The organism is Plantibacter sp. MCCC 1A11337 (assembly GCF_013349365.1).
GTDB lineage: Bacteria > Actinomycetota > Actinomycetes > Actinomycetales > Microbacteriaceae > Plantibacter > Plantibacter flavus_A.
This window is the reverse complement of the sequence record NZ_JABJWX010000002.1, coordinates 353,187-368,732: the sequence shown is the minus strand read 5'-3', so window position 1 is coordinate 368,732 and position 15,546 is coordinate 353,187. Positions and strand designations below refer to the sequence as shown.

The following is a 15,546-nucleotide window of genomic DNA, read 5'->3' as shown; positions in this document are numbered from 1 at the left end:
TTCGCATATGCACCGCGGGGCTTCCCCTGCGGCTTGTTCCCGGTCTTGACCGATGTCATCGGACGACCTCCCCCTTCGGACGGCTTCACGATAGCGCGTTCCCCGTCGAACGCCGCGGCCTGGTCGTGATCCAACTGTGACATGGTCGAAAACAAAAAGCTAGTGACCACTCGGCTTTCGTGCTAGCGTCCTCAATCACCAGCGATCCGATGAGGGATTGCTCACAGCGAATGGACAAAGATGTTCCGATGGAAGACGACCGCAGCCGTCGCGGTCACCGCTGCTGCACTCGTGCTCACCGGATGCTCCGGTAGCACCTCCGGCTCTGACAGCGGCTCCGGTGGCACCCTGATCCTGGGTGCGATCACGCCCCCCACCACGTTCGACCCGGCCGGCTCCGAATGGGGCAACCGCTCGCCCTTCTACCAGGCCGTCTTCGACACCCTGCTCGTCGCCACAGCCGACGGCGAGATCGTGCCGTCGCTCGCGACCTCCTACGAGTACAACGACGACAACACCGTCCTGACGCTCAAGATCCGCGACGACGTCACCTTCACCGACAAGTCGAAGCTCACCGCCGACGTCGTCAAGCAGAACCTCGAGCGCTTCAAGACCGGCACCTCCCCCGACGCCGGCTACTTCGCGGGTGTCGCCTCCGTCGAGGCGCCCGACGACACCACCGTGGTCATCACCCTGAGTGCACCCGACCCGGCCATGCTCAACTACCTCACCCGCGACCCCGGCCTGATCGCCAGCGCCGAGTCGTTCGACAGCCCCGACCTCGCCACCAACCCGGTCGGCTCCGGCCCGTACGTGCTCGACACGGCCGCGACCGTCACCGGCACGAGCTACAGCTACACCGCGAACCCCGACTACTGGAACAAGGACTGGCAGCACTACGACAAGCTGACCATCAACGTCCTCCAGGACGCGACCGCCGGCCTGAACGCCGTCAAGTCGGGCGAGGTCAACGGCATCAAGCTCGCGAACAACGACAACCTCGCCGAGGTCGAGGGCGCCGGCTGGACCGTCAACGCCAACGAGCTCGACTTCCAGGGCATGCTGCTCCTCGACCGCGCCGGCACGATGAACCCGGCGATCGCCGACGTCCGCGTCCGCCAGGCCATCAACTACGCGTTCGACCGCCCGGCTCTGCTCAAGGCGCTGCAGAACGACAACGGCACGGTCACGGGTCAGGTCTTCCCGGAGAACTCCCCCGCCTTCGACAAGTCGCTCGACGACCGCTACGGCTACGACCCCGAGAAGGCCAAGGAGCTGCTCGCCGAGGCGGGCTACGCCGACGGTCTGACGCTCTCGATGCCGTCCTCCACGGTGCTCGGCGCCACCACCTACACGCTGATCTCGCAGCAGCTGGCCGACGTCGGGATCACCGCCGAGTACACGGACCCGGGCAACAACTTCATCGCCGACCTCCTGGCCCCGAAGTTCCCGGTCTCCTTCATGGCGCTGGAGCAGAACCCGGACTGGCAGCTCATCCAGTTCATGATCGCCCCGAACGCCGTCTTCAACCCCTTCAAGTACGACGACCCGAAGGTCGACGAGTACATCAAGCAGATCCAGTACGGCGATGAGGCGACGCAGGGCAAGGTCGCGAAGGAACTGAACCAGTACATCGTCGAGCAGGCGTGGTTCGCCCCCTTCTACCGGGTGCAGGGCAGCTTCGCGACGGACGCGAACACGACCGTCAAGATGATCCCGACGAACGCGTACCCGTCCATCTACGACATCCAGCCGAAGTAGTCCGCTGGTCCTGAGCCTGTCGCGGGTCCGCCCTTCGACAGGCTCAGGGACCGGAACCGGAACCCGTCGCAGGCCCGCCCGTCGACAGGCTCCGGGGCCGGGACCGACCGGTCGCACGTGTCGTATCGACCCCGGCCCGCCCGAGCGTCCAGCGCTCGGGCGGGCCGGCCCCAACACCCCTCACTCACCCACTTCCTGGAGTGACCCATGCTCGGATTCATCCTCAGACGCCTGGTGTCCGGCGTCGTCCTCATCTTCGTGATCTCCGTGATCGCGTACTCCCTCCTCTACCTCGGCGGCGGCGACATCGCCCGCCGGATCCTCGGCCAGAGCGCCACCACCGAGACCGTCGCGAAGAAGGCCGCCGAACTCGGCCTCGACCGCCCGTTGCCGGTGCAGTACCTCGACTGGATCGCCTCCGCCTTCCAGGGCGACCTCGGCCGCTCGTGGTTCACCGGCCAGCTCGTGTCCTCGGGCGTCACCGGCCGCCTCGCCGTCACCCTCTCGATCGTGCTCGGCGCGACCATCATCGCCGCGATCGTGTCCGTCATCCTCGGTGTCCTCGCCGCCCGTCGCGGTGGATGGATCGACAACGTCGTCCAGTTCATCTCCGTCATCGGCTTCGCGATCCCCAGCTTCCTCATCGCTCTCGTGCTCGTCATCACCTTCGCGATCAACCTCCGCCTGTTCAAAGCCACCGGGTACATCCCGATCACCACGTCCTTCTCCGGCTGGGTCGCCTCGGTGACATTGCCGATCATCGCCCTCGCGATCGGCGCCATCGCGACGGTCTCGCAGCAGGTGCGCGGCTCCGTCGTCGACGCGATGTCGAAGGACTACGTCCGGACGCTCCGCAGCCGCGGGCTCGGTACGGGGCGCGTCATCTACAAGCACGTGCTGCGGAACGCCGGCGGCCCCGCCCTCGCCGTCCTCGCCGTGCAGTTCATCGGCCTCCTCGGCGGCGCCGTCATCATCGAGCAGATCTTCGCCCTGCCGGGCATCGGACAGCTCGCCGTGCAGGCCACGACCCAGGGCGACATCCCCATCGTCATGGGGGTCGTCATCGCGACGGCCATCATCGTCGTCGTCGTCAACCTGCTCATCGACCTCGCGCAGGCTGCGCTCAACCCGAAGGTGCGACTGTCATGACCGCCATCGAAACCCCGCTCACCGTCCCGACCCCGCAGGTCCGCGTCAACCTCCTACGTCGGCTCCTCAAGCGCCCGATCGGCGCCGCGTCCCTCGTGTTCCTCGTGCTCATCGGGGTCGTCGCGATCTTCGGACCGCTCATCGCCCCGCAGGACCCGAACCTCGCGTCCCTGCAGCAGGTCCTTGCGCCACCGAGTTCCGACCACCTCCTCGGAGCGGACAGTGCCGGGCGCGACGTGTTCTCCCGCCTGCTCGCCGCCACCCAGATCAGCGTCGCCGCAGCACTCCTCGCCCTCGTCGTCGCGATCGTCATCGGGGTCGTCGCCGGGCTGATCGCCGGGTACTACCAGGGGTGGTTCGACTCCGTGTCCTCGTGGTTCACGGGCCTCATCATGGCGCTGCCCGGCATCGTCGTCCTGCTGGCCGCCCGCGCCGTCCTCGGCCCATCGGTCTGGATCTCGATGGCGATCTTCGGCATCCTGCTCTCGCCCTCCTACTTCCGCCTCGTCTACGCGGCGGTCACAGCCGTCCGCTCGGAGCTCTACGTCGACGCCGCCCGGGTCTCGGGACTCAGCGACCCGCGCATCATCGGCAGGCACATCCTCTCGGTCGTCCGCGCACCGATCATCATCCAGTCGGCGATCATCGCGGGCATCGCCATCGCGATCCAGTCCGGCCTCGAGTTCCTCGGTCTCGGCGACCTGTCGGTGCCGACCTGGGGTTCGATGCTCAACGACGGCTTCACGAACATCTACAAGGCACCGATCCTCATGGTGTGGCCGTCGCTCGCGATCGCGCTCACCTGCATCGCGCTCACCCTGCTCGCCAACGCGATGCGTGACGAGCTCGAGCGCACCGTGTCCGTCCGCCGGCGCCGTCACAAGATCGTGACGACGTCGAAGACCGGCTCGAACACGATCGTCACCCAGTCGATCAGCACTTCCGGGATCAGCGAGGACGAGATCGTCGGTGTCCCGCCCATCCGCCACGACGACGACGCCCGCGCCGCCGTCCGTGCCGAGGAGCTCGTCCTCAGCGTCCGCGACCTCCGCGTCGGCTACGACCAGGAGGGCGGCCGAGTCACCGAGGTCGTCCACGGCGTCGACCTCGACATCCGCAAGGGCGAGGTCCACGGCCTCATCGGCGAATCCGGCTCGGGCAAGACGCAGACGGCGTGGGGCGTCCTCGGGCTCCTGCCCCGCGGCGGCCGGGTCACCGACGGGACGATCCGCTACGAGGGCACCCGGCTCGACACCCTCGGGGAGCGCGAGTACACGGCCATCCGCGGCAAGCGCATCGGCTACATCCCGCAGGAGCCGATGTCGAACCTCGACCCGGCGTTCACGATCGGCAGCCAGCTCGTCGAACCCCTGCGCGTCACCCTCGGCCTCAGCAGGAAGGAGGCGACGGACAAGGCACTCGCCCTGCTCGAGCGGGTCGGCATCCCGAACCCCAAGCGCACCTTCGCCGCATTCCCGCACGAGGTCTCGGGCGGTATGGCGCAGCGTGTGCTCATCGCCGGCGCCGTCTCGACGGACCCGGACATCATCATCGCCGACGAGCCCACCACCGCGCTCGATGTGACCGTGCAAGCCGAGGTCCTCGACCTGCTGCGCGACCTCCAGGCGGAACGCCACATGGCGATGCTCCTCGTGACGCACAACTTCGGTGTGGTCGCCGACCTCTGCGACCGCGTCTCGGTCATGCAGAACGGCCTCATCGTGGAGACCGGGCCGGTGCGCTCGATCTTCAACCACGCGCAGCACCCGTACACGCAGTCGCTGCTCGGCGCGATCCTCGACGAGGGTCCCGCCCGACCGGCACTCGCGACGAACCTGACAGGAGAGACCCGATGACGTCGTCACTGCTCGAGGTGAAGGACCTCGAAGTCGAGTACCCGGGCAAGGGGTTCCGCGCCCAGTCGTTCAAGGCGCTCAAGGGCGTGTCGATCGACATCAAGCCCGGTGAGACCGTCGGCCTCGTCGGCGAGTCCGGCTCCGGCAAGACCACGCTCGGTCGCGCCGTGCTGGGCCTCGCCCCGGTCACCGGCGGCAGCATCCGCTACTGCGACCAGGAGATCGGGCACCTGAAGCGCAAGGAGCGCCGGGCGCTGAGCTCGGAGATCCAGGTCGTGTTCCAGGACCCGTACTCCTCGCTCAACCCCTCGCTCACGATCGAGCAGATCCTCACCGAGCCGCTCACCGTCCGCGGCGTCTCCGGTGCTGACGCCCGCAAGCGCGTCGGATCCCTGCTCGACCAGGTGCAGCTGCCGACCGGCGCGGCCTCACGGCTCCCCCGCGAGTTCTCGGGCGGGCAGCGACAGCGCATCGCGATCGCCCGGGCGCTCGCCCTCGATCCGAAGCTCATCGTGTGCGACGAGCCCGTGTCGGCCCTCGACCTGTCGACGCAGGCGCGGGTCCTCGACCTCTTCATCGACATCCAGGAACAGACGGGCGTCGCCTACCTGTTCATCTCGCACGACCTCGCGGTCGTCCGGCACATCAGCCACCGCGTGGCGGTCATGTACCACGGGGAGATCGTCGAGTCCGGCGACGGCGACCAGGTGACGGCGCACCCGGCCCACCCCTACACGCAGCGCCTGTTCATGGCGGCACCGATCCCCGACCCGGACCGCCAGGAGGACCGCCGGGTGGAGCGCCGCCGCCTCATCGACGAGCAGCGTGCGGCGGAGTCCGCCGCCTGACCGTCGCTTCGACCGCCCGGTCGGCCGGGGCCAGGAACCTGGCCGGCCGGGCGCACCATCGGTCCTGAGCTTGTCGAAGGACAACCATCCGGTCCCCGAGACCCACAACCGGTCCCCGAGACCCCACAACCGGTCCCTGAGCTTGTCGAAGGGCCACCCCAGAACGGACCCACACCGCATGACCATCACCACTCCCCGGCACGCCGCCGTCACGAAGCCCGTCGACACCGCGGCGATCGACGCCCTCGTCGCCCGGCTCGACCTCGAGGAGAAGGTCGCACTCGTCTCCGGCGCCGACTTCTGGACCACGGTCCCGCTCGAGAAGATCGGCCTGCGCGCCATGGTCCTGTCCGACGGCCCGGCCGGCGTCCGCGGTCCGCTGTGGGACGAGCGCTCGCCGTCGATCAACCTCCCGTCGGCGACCGCGCTGGCATCCTCCTGGGACCCGTCGCTCGCCTACCGATACGGCGCCGTCGCGGCGGCCGAGGCCCGCCGCAAGGGTGTCGACGTCGTCCTCGGCCCGACCATCAACCTCCACCGCTCACCGCTCGGCGGGCGGCACTTCGAGGCGTTCAGCGAGGACCCGGAACTCACCGGTTCGCTCGCGGCCGCCTACGTCAGCGGCCTGCAGGACAACGGCGTCGCCGCGACCCCGAAGCACTACGTCGCCAACGACTCCGAGACCGACCGCTTCACGGTCGACGTGCACGCGAGCGAGCGCGCCCTCCGCGAGCTCTACCTCGCGCCGTTCGAGCGCACGGTGACCGAGGCCGGCACCTGGGCGATCATGAGCGCCTACAACTCCGTCGACGGCGTCACGATGAGCGAGAACGACCTGCTGGAGACGCCGCTCAACTCGGAGTGGGGCTTCGACGGCGTCGTCGTCAGCGACTGGACCGGCGTCCGCAGCCTCGGCTCGGCGCCGGCGTCGCAGGATCTCGCCATGCCCGGTCCTGCTCCCGCATGGAGCGCGGCACTCGTCGAGGCCGTCCGCGACGGACGCGTCGCCGAATCCGACGTCGACCGTAAGGTCGCCCGACTCCTCGCCCTCGCGGTCCGCGTCGGCGCACTCGGTGACGAGGCGCTGGCGCCGGCCCCGGTCGACGGGGTCGCCTTCTCCCGCGAGGCCGAGACCGAGGGCGTCGTGTTGCTCGACAACGACGGCACCCTGCCCCTCGACGCGGCCACGCTCACCCGCGTCGCCGTCATCGGGCACAATGCCCGCGACTCCCGCACCCAGGGCGGTGGCAGTGCGACGGTCCTCCCCGAGCACACCGTCAGCCCACTCGAGGGACTGCGACTCGCACTCCCCGAGGCGACGATCGACTACGCCGTCGGCGCGATCGTGCAGGAGGGTGTCGCAGAACTCCCGCTCGAGCGCCTCACCAACCCGCGCACGGGTGACCCCGGTCTCGTCGCCACGTTCCTCGACGCCGACGGTGCAGAGCTCTTCACCGAGGACCGCCGATCCACCGCGCTCGTCTGGTTCGGCGGCGACGCCCCGGTCACCACGGCGTCGCAGCTCGTCCTCACCACCACGTACACGCCCGACGCCACCGAGCAGCTGCGCCTCGGCTTCGCCACGGGGCTCCACGGCCGGCTCTTCGTCGACGGCGTCCTCCTCGTCGACGAGCAGCCCGTGGTCGTCGGGAACGATCTCGGCGCGGCGCTGCTCGCCCCGCCGTCGGCGACGGGTGCGTTCGCCGCCCAGTCCGACGTCCCGGTCCAGCTCCGCGCGGAGTTCGACCTCTCCCCGAGCGAGAACGGTCTCGGCGCGATCAGCGTCACCGTCGGTCGCGCTCCCGACGACTCCGACCCCGACGCCCTCATCGCCCAGGCGGTCGAGGCGGCCCGCGAGGCCGATGTCGCCGTCGTGGTCGTCGGCACGAACTCGAAGGTCGAGTCGGAGGGTTGGGACCGCAGTGGCCTCACACTCCCCGGCCGTCAGGACGAGCTCGTCCGGGCCGTCGCCGCCGTGAACCCACGCACCGTCGTGATCGTCAACTCCGGCGCCCCGGTCCTGCTCCCCTGGAGCGACGAGGTCGCCGCCGTGCTCCTCGGCTGGTTCGGCGGGCAGGAGATGGGCAACGCCCTGGCCGACGTGCTCCTCGGCGTCGCCGAACCCGGTGGTCGCCTGAGCACCACCTGGGCTGCAGCGCTCGACGACGTCCCGGTGCTCGACGTCACCCCGGTGGACGGCGTGCTCCGCTACGAGGAGGGCATCCACATCGGCTACCGCGCATGGCTCCGCTCGGGTGCCACGCCCGCCTACTGGTTCGGGCACGGGCTCGGGTACACGAGCTGGTCCATCGACGGTGGCGAGGTCGCGGGTGACGTCGCCTCCGGTGACGCCCGCGTCTCCGGGACCGCGACGAACACCGGTGACCGCGCCGGCAAGCACGTCGTGCAGGTGTTCGCGGAGCGACCGGACTCCTCGGTCGACCGCCCTGTGCGCTGGCTCGTCGGATCGGCCGTCGTCCGCGCGGGCGCCGGCGAATCGGTCGCCTGGGAGGTCGCCCTGCCTGCGCGGGTCTTCGCCCACTGGGCGGACGGCTGGCAGGTCGAGCCAGGTGACGTCACCCTCCGGATCGGATCGTCCGTCGTCGACCTCGTGGACGAGCACGTCGTCACCATTGCGGCAGGGACCTCCCGATGACCGCGCACGTCGCGCGGATCGGCCGTCTGCGTGCGGAGACCCGTGACGACAGTCCCGCGGTCGCGACACCGACGCCTCGGTTGAGCTGGACCGTCGAGACGTCGGGCGCCGACTGGGTGCAGGCCTGGGCCGAGCTCCGGGACGGCAGTGGTGCCACGGCGCGCGTCGAGGGCCGCGACTCCGTCCTCGTCTCCTGGCCGTTCCCGCCGCTCGCCCCGGACGAGGTGCGCACCGTCGAGGTCCGTGCCGCGTCGACCGCGGGCGAGGAGACACCCTGGAGCGAGCCGATCGACGTCGAAGCCGCGTTCCTCGCCGGCGGCGCCTGGACCGCCAGCTTCATCGGTCTCGCGGCACCCGAGCGTGCTGCGCAACCGATCCGGGTGCGCCGCGCGTTCACCGTCGACCGGCCCGTCCGTCGCGCCCGGCTGTTCTGGACCGCGCTCGGTGCCGCCGAGCCACAGCTCAACGGGGTTCCCGCCTCGGAGGACGTGCTCTCCCCCGGCTGGACCGCCTACGGCGACCGCCTCGTGCACGAGACCGTCGACGTCACCGCGCTCGTCGAGCCGGGCGAGAACGTCCTCGCCGCGACCGTCGCCGGTGCCTGGTACACCGAGCGCTACGGGTTCTTCCAGTTCGCCGAGCGGATCTACGGCGACCAGCCACGCTTCGCCGCCCAGCTGCAGCTCGACTACCTCGACGGGACGACGGAGACGCTCGTCACCGATGCGAGCTGGTCGGCGGCCGACGGTGCCGAGCTCGTCGACAGCGGCATCTACGCCGGCGAGGCGATCGACACCACCCTGGCCGAACCCGGCTGGTCGACGACGGCGTCCGACGCGTCCACCTGGGCCCCGGCCCTCGTCGACGACGCTGCGCACCCGGTGCCGGAGGCCCGCATCGCCGCGCCCGTCCGTCGCATCGAGGAGCGCGCAGTGGCGGAGGTGCTCACCTCGCCGTCGGGCGCGACCATCCTCGACTTCGGCCAGAACCTCGTCGGCCGCCTCCGGCTCACCGTCGCCGGCCCGCGGGGCACGACGCTCACGCTCCGGCACGCGGAGGTCCTCGACGAGGGCGAACTCGCCCTGCGCCCCCTCCGCAACGCCGCGGCCACCGACCACGTCACGCTCTCGGGCGACGGCGAGCAGACGATCGAGCCGCGCTTCACCTTCCACGGCTTCCGCTACGCGCAGATCGACGGCTGGCCGGGCGCGTTCGACCCGGCGTCGGTCACCGCCGTCGTCCTCCACAGCGACCTCACGCGCACGGGTTGGTTCTCCTCCTCGCACGAGCTGCTCGACCGCCTCCACGAGAACGTCGTCTGGGGCATGCGCGGCAACTTCCTGAGCATCCCGACCGACTGCCCGCAGCGCGACGAACGACTCGGCTGGACCGGTGACCTGCAGGTCTTCGCCCCGACCGCGAGCTTCCTCTACGACAGCTCCGCCTTCCTTGACTCCTGGCTGCGCGACCTCGCGCTCGAACAGGGACACCAGGACGGTGTCGTCCCGATGGTGGTCCCGGCCGCGCTGTCCGGCTTCGCCGGTGGCGGTCCGACCGCGGCCTGGGGCGACGCGGCGACCGTCGTGCCGTGGGTGCTCCACGAGCGCTACGGCGACCTCGGTGTCCTGCGCGAGCAGTACCCGTCGATGCGCTCCTGGGTGGAGGCCGTCCTCCGGGTGAGCACCGACGGTCTCTGGTCGAACACCTTCCAGCTCGGCGATTGGCTCGACCCGAGCGCGCCGCCGGACCAGCCGGCGAAGGCCAGGGTCGACTCGGACATCGTCGCGAGCGCCTATCACGCGCGGTCCCTCCGGATCCTCGCCGACACCGCCGGGCTCCTCGGGGAGACGGCGGACGCCGAGCGGTACGGCGACCTGGCAGAGCGGAGTCGGGCGGCCTTCGCCGCCGAGTACGTGACGCCCGGCGGCCGGATGATGTCCGACGCGCCGACCGCGTACGCCCTCGCCCTGCGGTTCGACCTCGTCGACGATCCCACCGTCCGACAACGCCTCGCGGACCGCCTGGCCGACCTCGTCCGCGCCGACGGCTACCGCATCGGCACCGGTTTCGTGGGGACGCCGCTCATCACCGACGCACTCGCCGACGGCGGACACCTCCGCGCGGCCGGCCGCCTCATGCTCCAGACCGAGAACCCCTCCTGGCTCTCGCCCGTCACCAAGGGCGCGACCACGATCTGGGAGCGCTGGGACAGCCTGCTCGAGGACGGCTCGGTCAACCCGGGCGAGATGACCTCGTTCAACCACTACGCGCTCGGTGCCGTCGCCGACTGGCTGCACCGCACCGTGGCCGGCCTCGCGCCCGCGGCTCCCGGCTACCGTGAACTGCGGATCGCGCCGCGGCCGATCGACGGGCTCGACCACGCCGAAGCCCGACATGTCACGCCCTACGGCGAGGCGTCGGTGGCGTGGCGACGCGATGGGTCCTCACTCCGCGTGTCGGCGGTCGTGCCGCCGAACACGACGGCGACGGTCGCGTTGCCGGGTGCCCCGGAGGAGACGGCCGGGTCCGGTCGTCACGACTGGACGGTCGAGGTCACGGACGCCGGCTCGAGTGCCGATGACGACATCACGCTCGGCCTCGACTCGCCGCTCTCCGAGATCATCGACCGACCGGCCGCGTACGACGCCCTCCTGCGCTCGGTGGGTGCCCACGATCAGGCCAAGGCCGACGACATCCGCCGCGGCACCCAGTGGAGTCGTGGTCGGACCGTCCGTCAGCTCCTCATGTTCACGCCGCCGTCGATGCTCGACGAGGTGGACGCGGCGCTGGCTGCAGCCACTCCGGCACCAGGAGTTGCGCGATAACCCCCACTCGACCGTTCCACGTGCAACACTCGCACCGCCTGCACCAGTAGCACCCGCCGCCGACCCGCTCGGCCGATCACAGGAGATCCATGTTCGACCGCAGTTCCGCCTTCGGAGACGTCATCGAGAGCCCGGCGGGTCGCACCGTCCTCGAGCAGTTCCTGCCCGGCATCGCCGCGTCGCCGATGGCCAAACAGTTCCGCAGCATCCGTCTCGGGCAGCTGTCGGCGATCGTGCCGGAACTGCAGGACGACGCGGCGAAGGATCGTCTCTGGGCGGCGCTCGCACAGGTCGACGACGGTCCCGAGGCCCGCGCACCCTACGGCGCCGCGATCGAGCCCGCTCCCGACTACGAGAGCCAGGACGTCCCGCGCGGCTCGGCGACCCTGACGGTCCCCGGCGACGTCCCGCAGTACGGCGTCGTGGAGATCCGGCTGGACGGGCCGTCGCACGGCAACCCGTTCGTCGACGTGGAACTCGGCGCGACGTTCACGAACGGTGCACGCGAGCTCACCGTCGGCGGGTTCTACGACGGCGACGGACGGTACCTGGTGCGGCTGCTCGCCGAGGAGCAGGGCGAGTGGTCGTTCACCACGAGCTCGACCGCCCGCTCGCTCGACGGCGTCGCCGGCATGTTCACCGTGTCGGCCGCGGCGACGGACAGCCACGGACCGGTGCGCGTCGACGGCTACCACTTCGCCCACGCGGACGGCACCCGCCACCGCCCGCTCGGCACGACCGCCTACGCCTGGACGCACCAGCCCGAGGAACTGCAGGAGCAGACGCTGCGCGCTCTGGAGGCCGCACCGTTCACGAAGATCCGCATGTGCGTGTTCCCGAAGTCGTACCTCTACAACGCGAACGAGCCGGAGACGTTCCCCTTCGTCGGCTCGCTCGCCGACGGGTTCGACCACCAGCGGTTCGACCCGGCGTACTGGGCGAACCTCGAGCGGCGCATCACCCAGCTCGGCGCGCTCGGCATCGAAGCGGACCTCATCCTCTTCCACGCCTACGACCGCTGGGGCTTCGCGGACCTCGGTCCGGCCGTCGACGAACGGTACCTCCGCTACGCCGTCCGCCGGCTCGCCGCGTTCGCGAACGTGTGGTGGTCCATGGCGAACGAGTACGACCTGCTCTGGGCGAAGACGAACGACGACTGGGAGCGGCTCGCGGCGGTCGTCGGCGCGGAGGACCCTCACGGCCACCTCAACTCCATCCACAACTGCCAGGGGTTCTACGACTACACCAAGCCGTGGATCACGCACTGCAGCGTGCAGCGCGTCGACGTCTACCGGACCGCGGAGAACACCGACGCCTGGCGCGAGCAGTGGGGCAAGCCGATCGTCATCGACGAGTGCGCCTACGAGGGCGACATCGACCAGGGCTGGGGCAACATCACCGGCGAGGAGATGGTGCGACGGTTCTGGGAGGGTGCGATCCGCGGCGGCTACGTCGGCCACGGCGAGACCTACCTCAACGACCGGGAGGAGCTGTTCTGGTCGAAGGGCGGGCCGCTCATCGGTTCGAGTCCCGACCGCGTCGCGTTCCTGGAGCGCATCTCGGCGGAGTCCCCGACGGGCGTCCTCGACCCGCTGCCCGGCGACTGGGACGTGCCGTGGGGCGGGGTGGCCGGCCGCTACGTCATCGGCTACTTCGGCTTCAACCGGCCGCGGTTCCGCAACGTCTTCCTCCCCGAGGGCGAGTTCCACGTCGACGTGCTCGACACCTGGAACATGACGGTCGAGACCCTCCCCGGCACCCACACCGGTACCGTCCGGGTCGACCTGCCCGGTCGCCAGTTCATGGCGGTCCGCCTCCGCCTCGTGGAGTAGGCGCCCCGACCGCGGAGCCGAGGCCCTCCCCCGGTCACCAAGCTACTTCCCCCGGTCACTGAGCCCCCCCTCCCCGGTCACTGAGCCTGTCGAAGTGCTGAGCCACACTCCCCCCGGTCACTGAGCTGTCGAAGTGCTGAGCCACCCTCCCCCGGTCACTGAGCCACACTCCCCGGTCACTGAGCCGCCATCCCCGGTCACTGAGCCTGTCGAAGTGCCGAGCAACCCGCCCCGCCACACCGTCTCCACACCGTTGACACGTTTGTTCGGACCCTTTACAGTTGTCGGGCATTGACGCAACCCCCGTTGCAACATGCGCAATCGCCCGACGACTGGAGAGCGGCCCATGGATCACGGCACCGGCACCATCCTGCTCGACGGCGTCCTCCGCGGCACCGCCCTCACCGCCCTGCTGCCCACCTGGGTGACCGGCGGTGGCGGCGACGCCGTCATCGACCGCCTCCGTGACGACGCCGTCGTCGACGAACTCGAACGGGCCTTCGCCGAGCCGCCGTTCGACGAGCGCGTCGACTGGTCCGCTGTGCGCATCGCGCAGGTGTCGCACCCCGACCTCCGCGAGCTCGTCGGCCGCAGCATCGCCGAGCTCGCCGCCGAGGCCGGTCAGTCGCCGCTCACCGTCGTCTCGGATACGCTGATCGCCGACCGCCTCACCACCCTCGTCGACCGCCCGTCCTGACCTCCACCATCCGGAACCTTTCTCAGGAGTCCTCCGGCGTGTCACCGGGTTCCCGGCGAGCCGCGCCGCGGATGTCCTGAGAACGGCCCAACAGCACTCGAGGAGAGAACCACCGATGCTTCCACTGCCCGTGTCCATCCAGCAGCACGACGGCGCCTTCACGCTGAGCGAGACGACCGGGCTCGGCGGTGACCGCCGCTTCACGGCCGCGACCCGCTGGTTGCGCGGGGTGCTGCAGACGTCGACCGGGTTCGACCTCGACGCACGGATCGACATGCGGACCGACAGCATCGCGTTCATCCACGACGACACCGTCGCGGCCGGCGGCTACCGGCTCGTGGTCGACGCGGACGGTGTGCGCATCGTCGCCGCCGACGCCTCCGGTGCGTTCTCGGGTGCGGTGACCCTGACCCAGCTCCTCCCACCGGCGGTCAACCGCCGTGCGCTCGTCCCCGGCGTCGACTGGACCGTCCCGGCGACGACCATCGACGACGCCCCGCGCTTCGGCTGGCGCGGCGTCATGCTCGACGTGGCACGGCACTTCCTCCCCACGTCCGACGTGCTGCGGTTCATCGATCTCGCCGCACGCCACAAGCTCAACGTCCTCCACTTCCACCTCACCGACGACCAAGGCTGGCGCATCCAGATCGACGCCTTCCCGAAATTGACCGAGGTCGGCGGGTGGCGGACCGAGAGCCAGCACGGTGCAGCACGGCACGCTCCCGGCGACGGCCGCCCGCACGGCGGCTTCTACACGAAGGACGACCTGCGCGAGATCGTCGCCTACGCCGCAGAGCGGTCCATCACGGTCGTCCCCGAGATCGACCTGCCCGGCCATGCGCGAGCGATCATCGCCGCCTACCCCGAGCTGGGTGTGCCGGACGTGGCGCAGGACGCGGACGAGCCGTCGGTGTGGACACGGTGGGGCATCAACGAGGCGATCCTCGACATGGGCGAGGAGACGGTCGCGTTCTTCCGCACCGTGTTCGACGAGGTCATGGAGCTGTTCCCGTCGACCTTCATCGGCGTCGGTGGCGACGAGGCGAAGAAGACCCGCTGGGCGGCGAGCGCTCGAACGCAGGCCCTCATGGCCGAGCGTGGGCTGGACACCGTCGAAGCGCTGCAGGCGTGGTTCATCCGCCAGCTCGAGGCGCACCTGTCAGCCGCGGGCCGGCGCCTGTACGGCTGGGACGAGATCCTCGAGGGCGGCGGATTGCCGAAGGACGCGACCGTCGCCTCCTGGCGCGGCGAGTTCGGTGCGGTCGCCGCCGCACGCCAGGGGTACGACGTCATCGCCTGCCCGGACGACCGCGTCTACCTCGACTACCGCGAGTCGGAGCTGCCGGGTGAGCCGATCCCGGTCGGGCCGCCACTGACGGTCTCGGAGGTGTACACCTTCGAGCCGGTGCCGGCGGAGCTGACGGAGGCGCAGGCCGAGCACATCATCGGGGTGCAGGCGAACATCTGGACGGAGCACATGGACTCCGCCCGCGTCATCGACTACCAGGCGTATCCGCGACTGTGCGCCCTCGCCGAGGTCGCCTGGGTCGGCCGCGATCGCGACCTCGCGGGCTTCGAGGCACGGCTGCAGCAGCACCTCGCCCGCCTCGACGCCCTCGGGGTCGAGTATCGCCGCGCCACTGGACCGTTCCCGTGGCAGGAGCGTCCCGACGCCGAAGGTCGGCCGTCCACCCGCGAGCAGCGGGCCGCTCTCGTCGCCGAACTCACGAAGGACATCCGCGCCTGACGCCGGCGGCGGGCCTTGAGCCTCCCGCCTGGTCCCCGAGCCCCCATCCCGGTCCCTGAGCCCCCTCCCCGGTCCCTGAGCCCCCTTCCCGGTCCCTGAGCCCCCTTCCCGGTCCCTGAGCCTGTCGAATGGCAGCCCCGCAGGACCCCCGTGGGCACGTCGACAAGCTCAGTGA

9 protein-coding genes are annotated in these 15,546 nt (G+C 70.4%); all 9 read left to right on the top strand.

What is annotated here, in order from left to right:
• Positions 1 to 240 precede the first annotated feature (240 nt).
• Positions 241 to 1,761, top strand: a complete 1,521-nt coding sequence (locus HOW07_RS09025; protein WP_071261458.1) for an ABC transporter substrate-binding protein — start codon at positions 241 to 243, stop codon at positions 1,759 to 1,761.
• 207 nt (positions 1,762 to 1,968) lie between these two features.
• Positions 1,969 to 2,910: an ABC transporter permease gene (locus HOW07_RS09020; protein ID WP_064295411.1), complete on the top strand. Its 942-nt coding sequence runs from the start codon at positions 1,969 to 1,971 to the stop codon at positions 2,908 to 2,910.
• Complete coding sequence (locus tag HOW07_RS09015) at positions 2,907 to 4,766, top strand: dipeptide/oligopeptide/nickel ABC transporter permease/ATP-binding protein (protein ID WP_175116711.1); 1,860 nt, start codon at positions 2,907 to 2,909, stop codon at positions 4,764 to 4,766. The genes HOW07_RS09020 and HOW07_RS09015 overlap by 4 nt, the downstream gene beginning before the upstream one ends.
• Positions 4,763 to 5,614 (top strand): ATP-binding cassette domain-containing protein, encoded by an 852-nt coding sequence (locus HOW07_RS09010; RefSeq protein WP_175116710.1) that lies wholly within the window; start codon positions 4,763 to 4,765, stop codon positions 5,612 to 5,614. Before HOW07_RS09015 ends, HOW07_RS09010 begins: the two co-directional genes overlap by 4 nt.
• A gap of 178 nt (positions 5,615 to 5,792) precedes the next feature.
• Positions 5,793 to 8,270, top strand: a complete 2,478-nt coding sequence (locus tag HOW07_RS09005) for a beta-glucosidase (RefSeq protein WP_175116709.1) — start codon at positions 5,793 to 5,795, stop codon at positions 8,268 to 8,270.
• Complete coding sequence (locus HOW07_RS09000) at positions 8,267 to 11,095, top strand: family 78 glycoside hydrolase catalytic domain (RefSeq protein WP_175116708.1); 2,829 nt, start codon at positions 8,267 to 8,269, stop codon at positions 11,093 to 11,095. Before HOW07_RS09005 ends, HOW07_RS09000 begins: the two co-directional genes overlap by 4 nt.
• 89 nt (positions 11,096 to 11,184) lie before the next feature.
• Positions 11,185 to 12,927, top strand: coding sequence for a DUF5605 domain-containing protein (locus HOW07_RS08995; protein WP_175116707.1), 1,743 nt, complete (start codon positions 11,185 to 11,187; stop codon positions 12,925 to 12,927).
• Between the two features lie 346 nt (positions 12,928 to 13,273).
• Entirely contained in the window at positions 13,274 to 13,624 is a 351-nt protein-coding gene (locus tag HOW07_RS08990; protein ID WP_071261463.1) for a hypothetical protein, read from the top strand.
• A gap of 115 nt (positions 13,625 to 13,739) precedes the next feature.
• Positions 13,740 to 15,371 carry a beta-N-acetylhexosaminidase gene (locus HOW07_RS08985; protein ID WP_175116706.1) on the top strand — a complete coding sequence of 544 codons (1,632 nt, stop codon included), beginning with the start codon at positions 13,740 to 13,742 and terminating at the stop codon, positions 15,369 to 15,371.
• The last annotated feature ends 175 nt before the right edge of the window (positions 15,372 to 15,546 follow it).